Annotated in this window: 11 protein-coding genes; 4 read left to right on the plus strand and 7 right to left on the minus strand. The window is 47.0% G+C overall.

Annotation, left to right across the window (positions count from 1 at the left end; all coding sequences use genetic code 11):
• Positions 1 to 692: 692 nt before the first annotated feature.
• The 4 genes from AC3CIC_RS02160 to hemL all read right to left on the minus strand — a co-directional run bounded on the left by AC3CIC_RS02160 (position 693) and on the right by hemL (position 8,108).
• Entirely contained in the window at positions 693 to 4,070 is a 3,378-nt protein-coding gene (locus AC3CIC_RS02160) for a response regulator (RefSeq protein ID WP_488515236.1), read from the minus strand.
• Between the two features lie 213 nt (positions 4,071 to 4,283).
• Positions 4,284 to 5,309: a 16S rRNA (guanine(1207)-N(2))-methyltransferase RsmC gene (rsmC, locus tag AC3CIC_RS02165; RefSeq protein ID WP_488515237.1), complete on the minus strand. Its 1,026-nt coding sequence runs from the start codon at positions 5,307 to 5,309 to the stop codon at positions 4,284 to 4,286.
• Between the two features lie 85 nt (positions 5,310 to 5,394).
• A complete protein-coding gene (locus tag AC3CIC_RS02170; RefSeq protein WP_488515238.1) occupies positions 5,395 to 6,480 on the minus strand; it encodes an AI-2E family transporter in 1,086 nt (361 codons plus the stop codon).
• Positions 6,481 to 6,818: 338 nt separating this feature from the next.
• A complete protein-coding gene (gene hemL / locus AC3CIC_RS02175) occupies positions 6,819 to 8,108 on the minus strand; it encodes a glutamate-1-semialdehyde 2,1-aminomutase (protein ID WP_488515239.1) in 1,290 nt (429 codons plus the stop codon).
• Between the two features lie 207 nt (positions 8,109 to 8,315).
• Here hemL and erpA point away from each other — a divergent pair, with 207 nt between their 5' ends.
• The 3 genes from erpA (at position 8,316) to AC3CIC_RS02190 (ending at position 13,074) form a co-directional block, all read left to right on the plus strand.
• Complete coding sequence (gene erpA / locus AC3CIC_RS02180; protein ID WP_016961754.1) at positions 8,316 to 8,657, plus strand: iron-sulfur cluster insertion protein ErpA; 342 nt, start codon at positions 8,316 to 8,318, stop codon at positions 8,655 to 8,657.
• Between the two features lie 124 nt (positions 8,658 to 8,781).
• Positions 8,782 to 9,876: an efflux RND transporter periplasmic adaptor subunit gene (locus tag AC3CIC_RS02185; protein WP_017004556.1), complete on the plus strand. Its 1,095-nt coding sequence runs from the start codon at positions 8,782 to 8,784 to the stop codon at positions 9,874 to 9,876.
• Between the two features lie 12 nt (positions 9,877 to 9,888).
• Positions 9,889 to 13,074 (plus strand): efflux RND transporter permease subunit, encoded by a 3,186-nt coding sequence (locus AC3CIC_RS02190; RefSeq protein ID WP_488515240.1) that lies wholly within the window; start codon positions 9,889 to 9,891, stop codon positions 13,072 to 13,074.
• Between the two features lie 75 nt (positions 13,075 to 13,149).
• Here AC3CIC_RS02190 and shyC read toward each other — a convergent pair whose 3' ends face one another.
• Positions 13,150 to 14,469, minus strand: coding sequence for a peptidoglycan DD-endopeptidase ShyC (shyC, locus tag AC3CIC_RS02195; protein WP_488515241.1), 1,320 nt, complete (start codon positions 14,467 to 14,469; stop codon positions 13,150 to 13,152).
• A gap of 189 nt (positions 14,470 to 14,658) precedes the next feature.
• Between shyC and tyrS the strand changes: the two genes are divergently transcribed.
• On the plus strand, positions 14,659 to 15,846 hold the full coding sequence (gene tyrS, locus AC3CIC_RS02200; protein ID WP_488515242.1) for a tyrosine--tRNA ligase: 1,188 nt from the start codon (positions 14,659 to 14,661) through the stop codon (positions 15,844 to 15,846).
• 79 nt (positions 15,847 to 15,925) lie between these two features.
• Here the strand turns inward: tyrS and AC3CIC_RS02205 are convergent, their stop codons facing one another.
• Together AC3CIC_RS02205 and AC3CIC_RS02210 are read right to left on the minus strand one after the other, a co-directional pair.
• On the minus strand, positions 15,926 to 16,477 hold the full coding sequence (locus AC3CIC_RS02205; protein WP_488515243.1) for a flavodoxin family protein: 552 nt from the start codon (positions 16,475 to 16,477) through the stop codon (positions 15,926 to 15,928).
• Positions 16,477 to 17,448 (minus strand): questin oxidase family protein, encoded by a 972-nt coding sequence (locus tag AC3CIC_RS02210; protein ID WP_488515244.1) that lies wholly within the window; start codon positions 17,446 to 17,448, stop codon positions 16,477 to 16,479. Before AC3CIC_RS02210 ends, AC3CIC_RS02205 begins: the two co-directional genes overlap by 1 nt.
• Positions 17,449 to 17,468: the final 20 nt, after the last annotated feature.

The following is a 17,468-nucleotide window of genomic DNA, read 5'->3' on the forward strand; positions in this document are numbered from 1 at the left end:
AAAACTCGAGGGTGTCGCGTCAAAAACGTTAATTTTGACGATTTTAACGGTGTTGGAATCCTATTGATGTAGGTCAATTAATGCACTTTGCCAGTGTTTCTATTGCATCTTTGTTAGTGCTTACTAACCCCTTAATTCCTTCTTAGATTGACTATATTCGTATTTTCCTATTGTCGTGATCTTGATCTTCATTTACTTTTTTCGTTAATTTTTTGCTGAAAATTACACGAGTTGCTTTGTTGTGATTTTCTTCTCAGAAACAGAACTTGTCTTGATTCATTTTTTGTTATGAGTGAATGTTGACCACTTATATATGCGTTTTCTTGCTCAGGTGGAACCATCAATAGTGTTGCCAGTTGGTGATATTCGCAGCGTGAAATAAGTTAGATGATCACCTGTCACCATTAGCTTAGTGTTCCCATCTGTATTGTTTGGTGTGTACGTCTTAGTCTGCCTTTGAAACGCTATCGTAGGGGGTATTGCTCTTCCGCAGCCAGAATAGTCTTGTTTGATGCGCTGGTGCTTTATCATTTGTGCACAGGCACAGGCACAGGCACAGGCACAGGCACAGGCACAGGCACAGGCACAGGCACAGGCACAGGCATCATGAGATTTTAAAATGGTGAGTTGTATTGAGGAGGGCTTTGAGTGTAGTGAAAAAAGCCCCGTTTAAGGGGCTTGTATCGATGAATTTAGCGAGTGATGAGTGATTGCAGTTTATCGCGTAGTTGCACGACTTCTTGCCTCTCTTTGGTGTCATCACTGCAGCGCTCGAGGACAAAATCAATCGTATTGATGACAGTGCGCCAACGGGGTGATTTAGGTACCGTCTCTGTGTGTAGATATTTGTCCAGCGTTCGCGTTTGTAGGGTGCTTCTGTCGAGATAGACGCGCCACAAGCCGCTCTCTTCTGCGAGGTCAAATTTCGTCTTTCCGGTTGCGTTATTCCAGTAGTTGAGCGTAATGAGCATGACTTTTACCAATGTTTCACGCAATACGTCGCCTTTGTCAGGTTTGTCACCGGAGAATTTGTCTGCCATACGTGTGAATTCACCACCGAGCTCCCTAAGTTGCTGCAATTGGTTTTGGTCCCCATCAAATGCATATTCTGATAGGGCTTCTACTGCACTTTCAAGCAGTTGAACTCGATGTGATGAGGTTTTCTCCCCCGTGTTTAACAGCAGCATCATTCGGAGGCCTGACGTTTCCGGCAAGGTGATCACGTCAGTATCGATATTGATGATATCCCCATCGACTTTAAAGCGAAGTTGGCCACTATAATGTCCGCGACTTGATTCTGTTTCAGGCAGTGCCATGGCAAGGAAGTCATCAATGTTGTGACGCTCAATTTGTTCTGCACTGAGTTTGAATACCGAATTGCATGCGTCATTTGCGTAACTTATCCTGCCGTTTTCTTGGACACACAGAATGGCTTCTGAAGCGGAATCTAACAGTCCTAAAAGTCGGTTTTGTACTTCTCTCAACCCAGCTTCAACTTGCTCTCGGAAGTGTATCTCCTTGACTAATTGACGATTGTTCTCACGTTCTTGCTCTGTCAATGAAGCGTTGATATAAGCACGAATACGCGCACTTAATTCATCTTTATTGAACGGCTTCGTTAGGTAGTCGTTTGCGCCAGCATCAAATCCTTTCACCTTGTCTTGCACCTGCCCTAGGGCTGATAACATGATAATGGGAAGGTCGGCACGACTATAGTGCTCGCGTAAGTGAGCACACACGTCATAGCCGCTAAGCTCCGGCATCATGACATCGAGTAGCATAAGCATCGGCTTTTCTTGGGTGACAGACTCGATTGCTTGACGGCCATTTTCCACAGCCTTGACACGATAACCCTCTAGGCGGAGAAAGTTATTTAGTATTTGTAAATTAACCGGTTCGTCATCGACAACAAGGATCAACGGTCCATTTGGGTTGTCGGGCAATTGGGTGAGCTCATGACGTTCTAGCTCTACTCTTGGTGCTGCAAAGTGAACGTTGTTAGCCAGTCGCGTCTTTGCTTTGTCTTCTTCGGTTGCAATAGGGAGCGTAAAACTGAAAGTAGCGCCAACCATAGGCTGGCTGCTGACATAGAGTTGGCCACCCATTATTTCGATAAGCTGTCGACTAATAGATAGTCCCAATCCTGCACCTTGGCGATAGACGGTTGTTCCTGATTTAGCCTGAGTTAAAGGCTCGAAGATGTATTCAAGTTGATCAGATGGTATACCTTGACCGGTATCGACAACCTGAATACGCAGCTGTCCTTCGAGGACCGTGGCCGAAATGATAATCTTGCCTTCGTCAGTGTATTTAATAGCATTGCCGATTAAATTGTATAGCACTTGTTCGAGGCGCTGTTCGTCAGCTCGAACCAGAGGTAAGTCGATCGGTACTTGATTGATGATTCGTACGGGCTTACCACCAAGCAGGTGGCTTGAAAGTTCAATAACTAAACGCACAGCATTCGCCGTATCGACCGCTTGTGGTGAAATATCGAGACTGCCATAACGCATCTTATGATAATCCAATAGGTCGTCGACTAAGTTCGATAAACGATCACCACTGTTAATGATCATCTGAAGTTGATGTTTATGACGCTCAGGCAGTGGCCCTTCAGCGCCAGCAAGCATCGATTCAGCAATGCCAACCATGCCGTGAAGCGGTGTTCGAAGTTCATGGGAGGTTGTCGCCAGAAAGTCATCTTTCATGCGGTCAGCTTGCTGGAGTTCTTCATTTTTGGTTTTGATTAACTGAATATTTTGTTCAAGTTCTTTATTTTGCTCTCTAATGAGCGCCAATTTTTCGCGTACCGAACGTTGCATCCGCGCAAAACTGACTGCCAGTCGACCTATTTCGTCTTCACGATCGGTGCTGCTGATCTTCTGGTCGAGATCGCCGGCAGATACTTGCTCTGCGGCCCATGTAAGCCGAAGTAGAGGTGCTGTGATGGAGTTTGAAAGAAGGTGTGAGGCGAGAACAACCAAGAAAATGGCAACAACCATGACCACGATAAAGATTTTCTCGAGTTGATAGATACGCGCGAACGCCTCTTCTTCTGGTAGTTCAAGAATAATTGCCCATATTTTGTCATGGATGAGCACGGGTGAGTAGGCGCCTAAGACACTCTGGTTTTCAGAACCTAAAAAGCTGCCGACATCACGCGCACCTGCTAGCGCCGCTGCGACTGCACTGCTATTAACCGCGATTAGCGGCTCCTTGGTTTCCATGTTACGAGGGATTTGATCTGAACCCACAACAAGAGTACTGATGTATCCCTTTTCACTGGGCGCCTTGTTGAGCATGTCAACCAGCGCTGTGTTTGGCAGTTTTAGTAAGGCGTAACTGTGCAAATACCCTTGCTGAGTGATTGGCGCAGCAAACCATGCGACGATGTCACCGTTCGCCTCTTGGCTAAAGTCGGTAAATGCGATTGGGTTTTTGTCAGTATCGGCAATGGGCGTATTTATTTGGCTTTGAATATTGGCAAAAGTGTTGCCCACTGGCGTATTTTGCCATTTCTTTTCAAGTAAGTTAGCGCCAAATTTTTCATCTTTTAGCGCTGAATAGACAACATTCCCCATGATATCAACCAGTAAAATATCAGAGAAATCTGAACGCTTAAGATGTTCTTTATAAGCCCAATCGTAGCGTTTATGAAGCAACCTATAGCGCTCGCTACCGATAAAATTGCTGTCGTTGGAGCCGGCGACTAATGGGTTATCTGGATTTTCGACATAGCGTAGTCGAGCCACTTCTCGTGCTTCTTCTTTGCTTTTCCCTAGTTGATGAAAGGCTGCCACTAACCCATAGAAGCGACCACCACTAGCAGTGGCAAGTTCTGAGCGTGAGAAAGCATTGACCTCGGAATAACGCGCATCAAAGTAGCTGATGATTTGTTCTTTTTTGTTATCTCGGAGGAACGCGAGGTGAGTTGTGCTTTGCTGTTCCAAATCACTGCTGTGTGATTCTAGAAAGAAAATAGCCAGCAGGGTAAGAGGGGTAATACTCAGCACAAGAAAAGCGAGCATCAGCGTATGCTGAAGCCGCTTGAACTTCTGTTTTTTATGCATGTCTCTGCCTGACAAAGTGAAATCAAAAAATGTCGTATGACCGCCGGTTTTGTCGAAATTGACGTCTATTCGGTGAGGTACATATCAATAAAATCCATCTTCAGCCCTTATACGGACTTAATTATTGTTGGCAAGCAAGTTGTGAGTGAAGTTCGTGTGATAACGCAAAATTAACGTTTTTGACGAGGGGCTGTAAGCCAGCCCCTGTAGGGGTTATGCGGTTTTGATGGCGTGATAGATGGCGAATTTGTTGTTCTTAGCTGGCGTGTCGCAATGGCCAAATGCGGCCTCAATAAACGGCGGATAACGCAGAAAACTATTGGCGACAACGGTGAGTTGACCTTGTCGATTTAGAAATTGGGGTGCGTGCTGCAAGAATGTTTCTGTCGCGGCATAGTGGGTTTTCAGACCAGCATGAAACGGTGGATTACTGACGATATGGTCGAATGTTGATGAGATTTCGCTGTAAACATCAGAAGCGAGTACGTTGCCATCGAGTTGGTTAAAGCGCAATGTTTCTCGTGCTGATGCAACGGCTAATGCGCTGATATCAGCCATCGTGATATTGACCGTCGGATAACGTAGTTTGATGGCAGCACCAATCACTCCTGCACCGCAGCCAAAATCGAATACATCACCCTTGAGTGTCGGCAATGTATCGAGCAATAACTGGCTTCCTACATCGAGCTCTCCATGGCTAAATACACCCGGTAGCGAGCGGATGGTAAGCGTTTGCTCACCAAGGTGAAGCGGGTAGCTCTTAAACCAATCAGCGAGAATAAACGGGGAAGGTTCGTTAACGCACTGGCCCCAGTAGAATCCACAGCGTCTTGCTGAATCAAACTTGGTGACTTTACCGTAAGGGGCGAACATTTTTTCAATGCTTCGTACGCCACTGCGGTTTTCACCAACGACGACGATTTCGGTATCTTGACCCAGTGCTGCCATCAGCATCGACAACAAGAACTCTGCTTCTGCTTTCGCTTTTGGCCAATACAGTAGCACCATGTCTACATTAGGCATGGCCTCATAGGCTTCACCAAATTGCACATTGAGTGAATCGAAACGGTGCATTTGATTGGCGTAGGCGAGGTTGGTTGTGAAAATGCTGACGCTTTCGGCGCAACTAACCAACTCTGTGGCAAATGTGTCTTCCAGTTCACCGGCAAGCAGCACATGTTTGCCTTCAAAGTATTCAAGTTGACGAGCCACTACTTGGCTTGGGGTGCTGTATGACATGTACGCCTCAGGGGGTGACAAATGAGAGCGCGGATTCTCCCACAAAGCTTGGCTTGTGAAAATAACCCGCGCAATGGTCTGGCAATTAAGAGTTGTCCTGCTTTTCTAGGAAATGATGAAATTCAGCTTCATACATGCGGAAAAGCACTAAAGTGACGGAGAAAATAATGGGGCCATAAATGAGTCCCATCAACCCATAAACCTGCAAGCCGCCGATCAAAGAAAAGAAGATCAGCAACGTATTCATGCCGGAGTTACCCTGCATCAGTAATGGCCTTAGGATATTGTCGACGGAGCCAACGACAATGACGCCCCATCCAACAAGAAATGCCGCCCATTCCCATTCTCCTATGAGCAAGAGATATCCGGCAGCGGGCAGCCAAATCAGCGCTGTACCTACCACAGGAATGAATGATGCGAATCCCATCATGGTTCCCCAAAATAGCCCAGGGAAGCCAGCTAGCCACATTGCAAAACCGCCAACAAAGCCTTGTGCTAATGCCGTAAGAAACGACCCTAATACCGCAGACTTGGCGACGCTTTCTACTTCATCGAGTAAGGTATCTTCTTGGCTGCGCGACAGTGGGCTGACATGACGTAGCAATTGAATGATTTTCTCGTGGTCGCGCAACAAGAAAAACAACACAAACAACATCAACAAGAAGTTGACAAACATGCCGGTGACATCCCCTAAGACCTGTGAACTCATACCTATCATTTCAGAGCTCAGAGAAGAGACTGTGGATGCCGCACGAGAGATAAGTTCTTGAGGGTCAATGGAGTCAAAGGGCAGGTATTTGTTTAGCGCACCGAGGCCCGTTTTTACTAAAGGCATAGACAGGATCTCTTTTGCACCTCCAGTACTTAACCATTCATAAGAGCCCGTAAAAAAGGTGATACCTTGACGTAAAATTGCGGCAGCGACAAAGATCATCGGGATGATAATCATCACTGTCAGGAGTGTACAAGACAAGGCGGCTGAGAGGTTGGGGTGCGATTTTAGGCGGTGATCTATACGGCTGTGTAATGGGAGAAAGAGTAGTGACACGATAAACGCGAGCACAATTGACCCCATATACGGAGCGATAAGGGCGTAACACGCGTACGAAGACAGTGCCAATGCACCGATAAGCGTCCAGTGTCTTGGTTCGATCTTGAAAGATGATGCCACTAGTAGGTTCCTTATTTCGCGCCAGTCAGTCTGGTGAACAGTGTAGTGTGAAGCGTATGATACGTTGTGACAAATTAAGGAAAAAGTGCAAATTATCAATTTGTTCTTATCAATGTACTTTTGCGAGTCAGTGACGTTTGTGGTGTGACAGTATCTGAAAATACATGAGGGGTCAGTGAGCATGGGATGTTGTGATGGGCAGTGTGAGTCCAAAAAAAGACGAAAGCTTAATCTGCCGCTTATCTATATAGCGGTACTTGCCGTTTTAGTGCTGATTTTCTGGCAATAAAAAGCGGAGCGCTTTTGGCTCCGCTTCGTATTCAATTAATGTATTTCTATTACTCGTTAGCGAGTTTCGCAAATGCGCGATCGGCGGCTACTAATGTTGCTGCGAGCTCTTTCTCACCGTGCGCTAATGAGGTAAAGCCTGCTTCAAACGCCGACGGTGCAAGATAAACGCCCTCGTCCAGCATCAGGTGGAAGAAGCGCTTAAATTTCTCGATGTCACATTGCTGCACGTCGGCGAAACAGGTAATGCTTTCTTTGTCCGTAAAGAAGAAGCCGAACATGCCACCCACTTGATTGGTTGCCAGTGCAATACCGTGTTTCTGCGCCGCTGTTTTGAAGCCTTCTGCCAGGCGTTTAGTCATCTCAGCCAGTTGTGCTTCGTTGCCTTCTTGGCGCAATGCCGACAGTGCTGCTTCACCTGCGGCCATCGCCACTGGGTTACCAGACAAGGTACCGGCTTGATAAACAGGGCCTGTCGGCGCGATGTATTCCATCACGTCACGACGACCACCGAATGCACCGACTGGCATTCCGCCACCGATCACTTTGCCTAGTGTAGTGAGGTCTGGCTTAATGCCGTAATGTGCTTGAGCGCCACCCAGCGCGACACGGAACCCGGTCATCACTTCATCAAAAATCAACAATGCGCCAAATTCGTCACACAGTGCACGAAGACCTTCAAGGAAACCTGGCTGAGGTAAAATACAGTTCATGTTGCCAGCTACAGGCTCAACAATAATGCTGGAAATCTCATCCGGATATTGCTCGAAGGCAGCACGAACAGAATCGAGATCGTTAAAGGTGCATGTCAGAGTATGCTTGGCAAAATCGGCCGGAACGCCTGGAGAAGTCGGTTCGCCCAGCGTCAGCGCGCCAGAACCCGCTTTCACGAGTAGGCAATCGGCATGACCGTGATAGCAACCTTCAAACTTGATGAATTTGTCGCGGTGGGTAAAGCCACGCGCCAGACGAATAGCACTCATGGTCGCTTCCGTGCCTGAGCTGACCATACGTACCATTTCCATTGATGGCACCAACTGACTGACTAATTCGGCGAGTGTGATTTCACGTGCAGTGGGTGCACCAAAACTCAAGCCATTTTGCGCGGCTTCAATCACGGCATCACGGATCGCAGGGTGATTGTGACCAAGGATCATTGGGCCCCAAGAGCCCACATAGTCTATGTAAGCTTTACCATCGGCATCGTAAATGTATGCGCCGTCAGCACGCTCAATAAAAATTGGGTCACCGCCAACGCCAGCGAAAGCGCGAACAGGTGAATTGACGCCACCAGGAATGGTTTTGCGTGCTTGTTGGAACAACTCGGCTGATTTGGTCATGGTTCTTTCCTAGGCCATATGATCGTTGGATTTCTGTCGCTACGTATTGTACGAGATACAGTGTAATGTGGCGAGATGGTTGATGCGGTATACATCTTAAACTTGGCGTATATTAAACAACATGTTTTCTAACCAAGACGAATACTTGAACGAATTAGTCAGGTATTAGATAATGCGCTTATATAAAAGAAGTTATGTGAGGTCGAAATGAGCGATACCAATTTGCCGTTGCAATTTTCTGAGACAGCGGCGAACAAGGTAAAAACGCTGATCCAGGAAGAGGAAAACCCAAACCTGAAGCTGCGTGTCTATATTACGGGTGGCGGCTGTAGTGGCTTCCAATACGGTTTCACCTTTGATGAAAAGGTCAATGACGGAGATATGGTCATTGAGAAGTGTGGCGTCACATTGGTGGTCGATCCAATGAGCCTGCAGTATTTAATTGGCGGAGAAGTCGATTACACAGAAGGGTTAGAGGGCTCACGTTTTTTCATTAACAATCCAAATGCGACCACCACTTGTGGTTGTGGTGCATCATTCAGTGTATAAATGATAAGACACATCAAGAGGTGTTGAACGCTACTATTTGTAGCAATTAAATTCTCTTGTAACGGGCCGGATGGATCAGTGCCCGTTTTCTTTTTCTGCAGTAACCACGTCAGGATGAACTAGTATGGCTAATGCAGGCGTAAAAGCGTCTTATTTATCTCAGCGACCTTGGATAATTTCCTTGGTTCTTCTCATTATTCTCGTGTTTTGGGTCAGTAGTGGCTCCAGTAACGCGACGACGCCTTCTTCTGAACCAAATGAAGTGCAGAGCGCACCGCTCACCAAAGTCTCTGTTGAAACGTTTTACGCTGAACCTATTACGCGTTCTATTTCACTTTATGGCCGAACTGCGCCTGATAGAGATGCCACTATTTCAGCTGAAGCAGATGGTCGTGTTATCAAGGTGGATGTGAGAAAAGGTGCGACAGTGAAGCAAGGTGACTTGCTCGTTTTTATAGACAAAGGCGATCGTGCCGCCCAGCTCGCGCGATCTAAAGCTTTGTTGTCAGTTCGCCAAAAAGAATTCAATGCTGCAAAGTCTCTAAAGAAAAAAGGCTTGCAGGGTGAGGTGGCCTATTCATTGGCTGAAGCTAACCTTGTCGAAGCGAATGCTAATGTCGAAAATATCGAATTGGCGCTTTCACACACAGAGGTTCGTGCACCTTTTGATGGCATCGTTGATGACGTTATGGTTGAAGTGGGCGATTACCTCGGAGTCGGCGATCCGATGGCGACCTTGATTGACCTTGATCCCTTGATCGTGACGGCGGATGTCTCTGAGCAGCACATCAGTCAAATTGATTCCTCATTACCTGCTAGCATCAAGCTCGTTAATGGTGAGATGAAAGAAGGTCATTTACGCTATCAATCGAGTATCGCTTCTCCAACGACCAATACCTTCGCCATTGAACTCGAAATTTCTAACCCACGGCAATTGCTGCCTGCGGGTATCAGTGCCGAGGTTGATCTGGCGCTGGATCTTCAGCAAGCAGTCAAACTTAGCCCATCCGCATTGGCTCTTGATGAGCAAGGTAATCTCGGCGTTAAAACGTTGGTAGATGACAAAGTCGCATTCGTTGCTGCTCGTGTTGTAAAAGCGGAGCAAAACGGTGTGTGGTTATCGGGTTTGGGTGATCAAGTTGATGTGATCACCAAAGGACAAGGCTTCGTGCGTGATGGCGATACGGTTGATGCTGTGCATCAGTCGCAGACGCAATAAGGAGAGCCTTGCATGAGAACTCTGATTGACGCCTCCTTAGCGCGTACTCGTACGATGGTTACCCTGCTGCTTTTTCTACTGGTAGCCGGTATCTATACATACCAAACCATACCCAAAGAATCTGATCCTGACATCACTATCCCTGTCATTTATGTGTCTGTAAGCCATGAAGGCATTTCACCGTCAGATGCTGAACGGCTGCTGGTTCGCCCGATAGAACAAGAGTTGCGCTCTATTGAGGGGATTAAAGAGATGACTGCCATTGCTTCAGAAGGTCATGCTTCTGTCACATTGGAATTCAATGTAGGGGTCGATCTCGATCTCGCCATGGCCGATGTTCGTGAAGCGGTTGATTTGGTGAAACCGCGTTTGCCAGATGACAGCGACGAGCCGACGGTGAATGAAGTCACATTCGCTAATCAGCAACCTGTATTGTCCGTTGCGCTTTATGGTGATGTTTCTGAACGTGCGATCGTCAAAATCGCCCGTGAATTACAAGAAAAGCTGGAAGGCTTCAAGCAAGTGCTTGAGGTCGATATCGCTGGTGATCGTGATGACATTGTCGAGATCATTATTGAACCGTTATTGCTTGAAAGCTATGACCTCGACCAAGCGGATATTTACGATCTGGTGAATCGAAGCAACCGTGTGGTTGCGGCAGGTTATGTTGATACAGGTTATGGCCGTTTCTCTGTCAAAGTCCCTTCTGTTTTTGAAACGGTACAAGATGTGCTTCAGCTGCCAATTAAGATTGACGGCTCCCAAGTGGTCACTGTGGGTGATGTGGCGACAGTACGTCGTAGCTTTAAAGATCCTGAAAGTTTTGCGCGCCTTGATGGTAAGCCCGCAGTCGTGCTGGACGTGAAAAAGCGTGCAGGCGAAAATATTATTGAGACCGTTGAACTCGTTAAAACCGTTCTCGAGCAAGCCCAGTCTTCACCGCAATGGCCGGGTGCCTTGCAAGTGAAATATACGTGGGACGGATCTGAAGATGTTCGCTCGATGCTGACGGATCTGCAAAATAACATTTTGTCAGCGGTGTTGCTGGTTGTGGTGGTGATCATCGCCATACTCGGCTCTCGTACCGCTTTTCTGGTTGGCGTTTCGATCCCTGGTTCATTCCTTACGGGGTTAGTCGTTCTTGGCTTGAGTGGTCTTACAATCAATATCGTGGTGCTTTTTGCGCTGATTATGGCTGTTGGTCTGCTGGTGGATGGTGCCATTGTTGTCACCGAGTATGCCGATCGTCGCATGCGAGAAGGCATTAATAGAAAACAAGCCTATCGCGAAGCGGCACACCGCATGGCGTGGCCAATTATCGCATCAACGGCAACAACTTTAGCCGCATTTGCTCCCCTTATGTTTTGGCCGGGGATCACTGGCGAGTTCATGAAATATATGCCACTCACATTGATTGCCACGTTGTCGGCTTCGCTTGTTATGGCTTTGTTGTTTGTTCCTGTGTTAGGGAGTTTAGTTGGTAAACCTTTGCCATTGACCTCTCCTCAGCAAGACAGAATGCAGGCACTTGAAAATGGAGACTTTACGCAAGCTCGCGGGATCACGCGTGCATATATTTCAACCTTGTCGACCGCAATTCAACACCCGATAAAAATATTGTGTGCCGCCTTTGTGGTCGCATTTTTGGTCGGTTTTGCTTACAACAAGTCAGGATTAGGCACTGAATTTTTCCCAGATGTCGATCCCGCATTCTTCAATATTAAAGTCCGTTCCTATGGCGATTTATCTATTCATGAACAAGATGCGTTGATGAAAGAGGTCGAGCAACGTGTGTTAGGTATGGACGAAATTGCCAGTGTGTACACGCGCACTGGTGGAGAGGATGAGATTGGCATCATCCAAATGAAGCCAATCGAATGGCAAAACCGCCGTAAGGTCAAAGAAATCATTGAGGAGCTTCGAGTCAAAACTGAGGATCTTTCCGGTTTAGAACTTGAGTTCAAAAAACCCGATGCAGGGCCGCCAAGTGAACATGATCTCTCGATTGAAGTGATCTCGACCAACCGTGACAACATTGAGTCGGTTGCTAAACAGGTCCGTACCTTGTTGGCGCAAAATGTTGCTTTCACAAACTTTAGTGACACGCTCACAAAGCCGGGTATCGACTGGTCAATCGATATTAATCGCACTGATGCTGCGCGTTTTGGTGCCGATGCAACGATGGTCGGCAATACGGTTCAGTTTGTGACAAATGGCCTGAAAATTGGCGATTACCTGCCGGATGACTCCAGTGAAGAAGTGGATATTCTTGTTCGTTATCCAGAAGATAAGCGAGACATTGGTCGTTTTGATGAGTTGAGAGTGAAAACAGCGTATGGCTTAGTGCCGCTGACTAATTTTGCCAAAATTACTCCCGAGCAAAAGCAGGGCAATATCGATCGTGTTGATGGTAAGCGAGTGATCAAGGTGATGGCTGACATGGCGGAAGGTTACAACCTAAGCTTGGAACTGCCTGGTCTGAATGAGCAAATTAATGCCATGGTATTGCCGGATGGTGTGAGTATTTCACTGCGCGGCCAAAATGAAGAGCAGAATGAAAGTCAGGCCTTTTTGATGATGGCATTTCTGGCGGCTCTTGGCGCAATGGTCATTATCCTCATCACGCAATTCAACAGTTTCTATCAAGCCTTTTTGATCTTAAGTGCGGTGTTGTTCTCGACGGTCGGTGTTTTCCTCGGGTTGCTCATCTTTCAGCGACCTTTCGGCATTATCATGTCGGGAGTGGGCGTGATCACTTTGGCGGGTATTGTCGTGAACAACAATATTGTATTGATTGATACCTACAATGTTCTTCGCCGCAAAGGATTGGCGAAAATCGACGCTATCTTGCAAACTGGTGCTCAACGTCTTCGCCCTGTCTTATTGACCACAGTGACGACCATTTTAGGGCTGATGCCTATGGTGTTGGAAATGAACGTTGATTTGGTTAATCGCGGTGTTGAATTTGGTGCGCCAAGCACGCAGTGGTGGTCCCAACTGGCAACGGCTGTTGCAGGTGGCCTTGCTTTCTCAACCGTGCTGACATTGGTTCTAACACCTTGCTTACTCATGCTGGCACGAGAGCCTAAAGCCTCACCGGAGGTGTTTAGTTTTGATGCTTATGCCTCTGATGTCGAGAAAATGGAGGACAAGTCCTCCCTCCCAAAGTCACAACATGATGTCGAACCTCAACACTAAGGTTTGAAACCGTAGGACAAAAAAAGCAGCGCAATGGCGCTGCTTTTTTGTTACTCTATTTTTTGTTGATAAAAACTAAGAAGAGCTACGTTCTAATGTGCCAATAGAGGCCAGCAGTTGGCTGAATTTATTTAGCTGTGCCAATCGGTCTTGCGCCAGAGAAATAAATGCCGTCTTTTGTCTTCCAGATAATGACTGCGCCTGCGGCAGTTTGACGGTGCGCGGGTTTTTGTGTGCGCCATTAACCAAAAATTCGTAGTGCAAATGGGGGCCAGTTACGCGTCCTGTGCCGCCTAACGTGCCGATGGTTTGTCCCTGCTTTACTCGCTGTCCCGTTTTCACCGAACGTTTGGTAAGGTGGAGATACTTGGTGATATAGGTGGAAGTGTGGCGAATGAATACATAATGACCGTTAAACTTGTTATATGCTGATTTCATCACCACGCCATCACCAGCAGCCCAGATCGGTGTTCCTACCGGCGCAACATAATCTGTACCTCGGTGAGATCTCACTTTCCCTGTTACGGGGTGAAGTCGACGGGGATTGAAGTTGGAACTGACATAGCGAAAGTTCACCGGTGAGCGAAGGAAGGCTTTGCGCATCGCTCGGCCTTTCTCGTCATAGTATTTACCTGACTTTGAGCGAATCGCCGTGAAGGTTTCACCCTGATTGGTGAAGGTGGCGGCCAAAATATCCCCACGCCCAATCATTTCACCTTCCACCAATTGCTCTTCGTAAAGAACCGAGAAATGATCCCCTTGGCGAATATCTAGTGCAAAGTCGATATCCCAGCCGAAAAGACCGGCAAGCTCCATAATTTGATTGGCACTTAAACCACCACTGATCCCTGCATTCCAGAAACTAGAGGTAATGGTGGCTGACGCATAATTAATCTGAGTATCAATGTTTTTTTCTTCAACCGTGGAGGCAAAGTCATTGCCAATGCGGTTAACAATCAATGTTTCATTGGCATTCTTAGGTTGGACTAACTGAGTAAACAAACCATTTTCATCAAAGCCTAAGTGGATTTCATCGCCAACTTTCAGTGAGGCTAGGGACTTAGTACCCTTGTCACTGCTGATGAGTCGATAAAGCGTGGTTGGACTGATACCCACACGATCAAAAATGACCGCGAGGCTGTCACCTGCCTGCACTTTAAATTTGTGCCATTCAAGTGGTGTAAATGACAGGTTAGGTTGTGTGTCACCTTCAGGTGGCAACAAAGACGAAGTTTCAAGTGGGATCGGATAGAGTTTTCCGACTTCAAATTTGGCGTCAGGATGTTGAGCTGGCGATTCAGTAGGAATAGCAATGAGCAGTACAACACATGCACTGAGAGCCATGATCAACATTTGGTGAAGCCGAGGTAGCGCAGCAATTTTATTAACAGGCATTAAGAAACAGTCATTAAGGAAGATGAATTTAATCGAATGCACATCGTTATTGCCAACTTCCTTGTGGAATCAAAGCGGGCGGTGAATTCGTTTTAGCTTGCTTTAAGTTTAACTGGTTTCAAAAACCTTCGCTATTCAAGTAGTATGTCGGCTTACGAAAAAATGCCGATTCTGTGGGAGCGATAAAATATGGCGAGCATTGAAGCCGCGCTAGCCGAAATTAAGCGTGGTGTTGAGGAATTAATTCCTGAAGGGGAGTTAATTGCAAAATTGAAAGAGAACCGTCCTCTTCGTATTAAGTTGGGTGCGGATCCGACGGCACCTGATATTCACTTAGGTCACACTGTGATCATGAATAAACTGCGTGCCTTTCAAGAGCTGGGCCATGAAGTTATCTTCCTGATCGGTGATTATACCGCGATGGTTGGTGATCCAAGTGGCAAGAACGCAACGCGTCCGCCGCTGACTCGTGAGCAAGTGCTGAGCAACGCAGAAACGTATAAAGAGCAGATTTTCAAAATTTTGGATCCTGCTAAGACGCGCATCGAATTTAACTCAAGCTGGCTGAGCAAGCTTGGCACAGACGGTATGATCCGTCTGGCAGCTAGTTCAACGGTTGCACGTATGCTAGAGCGTGATGACTTTAAAAAACGTTACAGCAACAACCAGCCAATCGCGATCCATGAGTTCATTTACCCGCTTCTGCAGGGTTATGACTCTGTAGCGCTTGAAGCGGATGTTGAATTGGGTGGTACGGATCAGAAGTTCAACTTACTGATGGGCCGTGAGCTACAAAAGCAAAATGGTCAATCGCAGCAAGTTGTGATCACCATGCCGTTGCTGGTGGGTCTGGACGGCGTGAAGAAGATGTCCAAATCTGCGCACAACTATATAGGTATCAGCGATGTGCCTAACGAGATGTTCGGTAAAATCATGTCGATCTCTGACGATTTGATGTGGAGCTACTTCGAATTGTTGTCTTTCCGTCCATTGGAGGAAATTGCACAATTTAAAGCGGACATCGAAGGCGGCAAGAATCCACGCGATGTGAAGATCTCACTGGCAAAAGAAATCATTGCGCGCTTCCACTCTGAAGCCGATGCAGAAGCAGCAGAAGCTGAATTCATCAATCGTTTCCAAAAAGGTGCGATGCCAGAAGAAATGGCTGAATTCTCTTTCGAGCAAGGCGTAGCGATTGCAAACCTTCTGAAAGACGCTGACCTAGTGGGTTCGACGTCTGATGCAATGCGTATGATCCGCCAAGGTGCGGTGAAAATTGACGGTGAAAAAGTTGAGGATACCAAACTGGTTCCTGCTGCTGGCACCTCAGTTTACCAAGTAGGTAAACGCAAATTTGCCCGCATCACCTTGGCTTAAGTTGTCATTGATAATACTGAGAAGGCGCCTGATGGCGCCTTTTTTCTATCTAAGGGATAGGTATCCGCAGGGGTATCCTCTATGGGAGAAGCTCCGCCACTCTCTCTCCTAATCTCATGGCCGTTTTTACGTCCACAGGGTGCAATGCATTGTTATCCTCAGACAAAGAAATCGCTCCAATAGATGCGTTTAAGCGATTGAAGTTAAGAGTAGTTGAGCCATCAGGGGCATCCATTCCTACCCAAAGCATGCTGTGCTGAGTGGCGAGAATATTAAAGTACTCCACGGTGCTCTGGACCTCACCACACGGGCTACCACCAATAGTGAAACCAGCGGCTAATTTGTTGTGCCATCCTTGTTTAGACCATGTTTCACTGCTGGCATCAGCAAATGCTTTAAATTGAGCTGCCGGACCGCCCATGTAGGTCGGTGAACCAAAAATAATCGCATCCATGTTGAGCAATGAAGCAAACAGTTCTGCGTCTCTAAATCGGCCCTCTTGAATGTCCTTCCCTTGTATACGGTAAGCGAGAATGCGTGCGCCTTTGTTCTCAGCTCCACTTGCAATGGCTTGCGCCATCATGTCGGTAGTACCTGTTTGTGAAAAATAGACGATAGCGATATTTTTCATTATTTGGCCTCCAGTCTGTATTTGATCGCATACAAAGCTTCAGGGAGCTTGAAGCGATCATAAAGACGAGCACAGCTGTAAGTTAGTTTGATGGTGTGGTCGTTGTCCGTTTCCAGTGCCTGTTTGAACCAATGTGACCAGTTGGCAATAACCTCTGAATGCAGAACTTGATAGGGCTTTCGATAGGCTGCGGTGCAAGCTGCTGCGACATAGGCTTGCCAGAAATAATGCAGAGCAAGATCTTGATTCTCGACGAAAGGAAAAAGAGAAACGAGCGCTTGGAAACCCGTGACGCCGTGTAGCAAGGTAAAATCATTGTTTGCGGAAAATTGGGTTAACACGATGCGCGCGACCTCCTCTAATGACAATGAATTAGGCTGGCTAGCAATGATCTGATAGGTTGGCAAAGTGATCAGTTCTTCGACATGATCGATGATGATCCCTTCTTTATAGGTTTGATCATGAAACAGCGAAAGTGCATGGTTTAAGTCTGCTTCTGCAGTAAGGCCCTGTCGGAAAGAAAGATCGACTAGAGGCGTGTATCCTGATGACCAGTAAGCGAGGGCATGACTGATCTCGTCAATATCATCTAACTCGACGGCGTATGCTAAACGTATCACGCCATGAAACGCGCCAGCAGAGATCCCAGGTAGCAGAAAAGGTATTGTCTTCTTGAGGGTTTCCTCTGTCCCGATTTCACGCTGCATGAGACGGTAATATTCCACGAAATTGGCGTTGTGCTCCTTGTTACTCAAGGTTGGAGAGCTAACCCCTTGAGCATATCCTAGTGGATCTAAATGATCAGAGGCGCGCTGATATTCTGCGTTAAGTTGGTCGGTGGAAGCACCAAGCCTTTGCATTGCCAAGATGGTCATCGGTAGGTGGTTAGACAGGCGAGGTCCAAAGGTGGGCGCAAACCGATGGCTTTTCTTTATCAGTTTAAGCCCTGTTGATGTGAGAGGTTGATACATAACGGCAGTCCTTTGCTTTT

This window comes from Enterovibrio sp. QJM3NY_24, assembly GCF_057786035.1.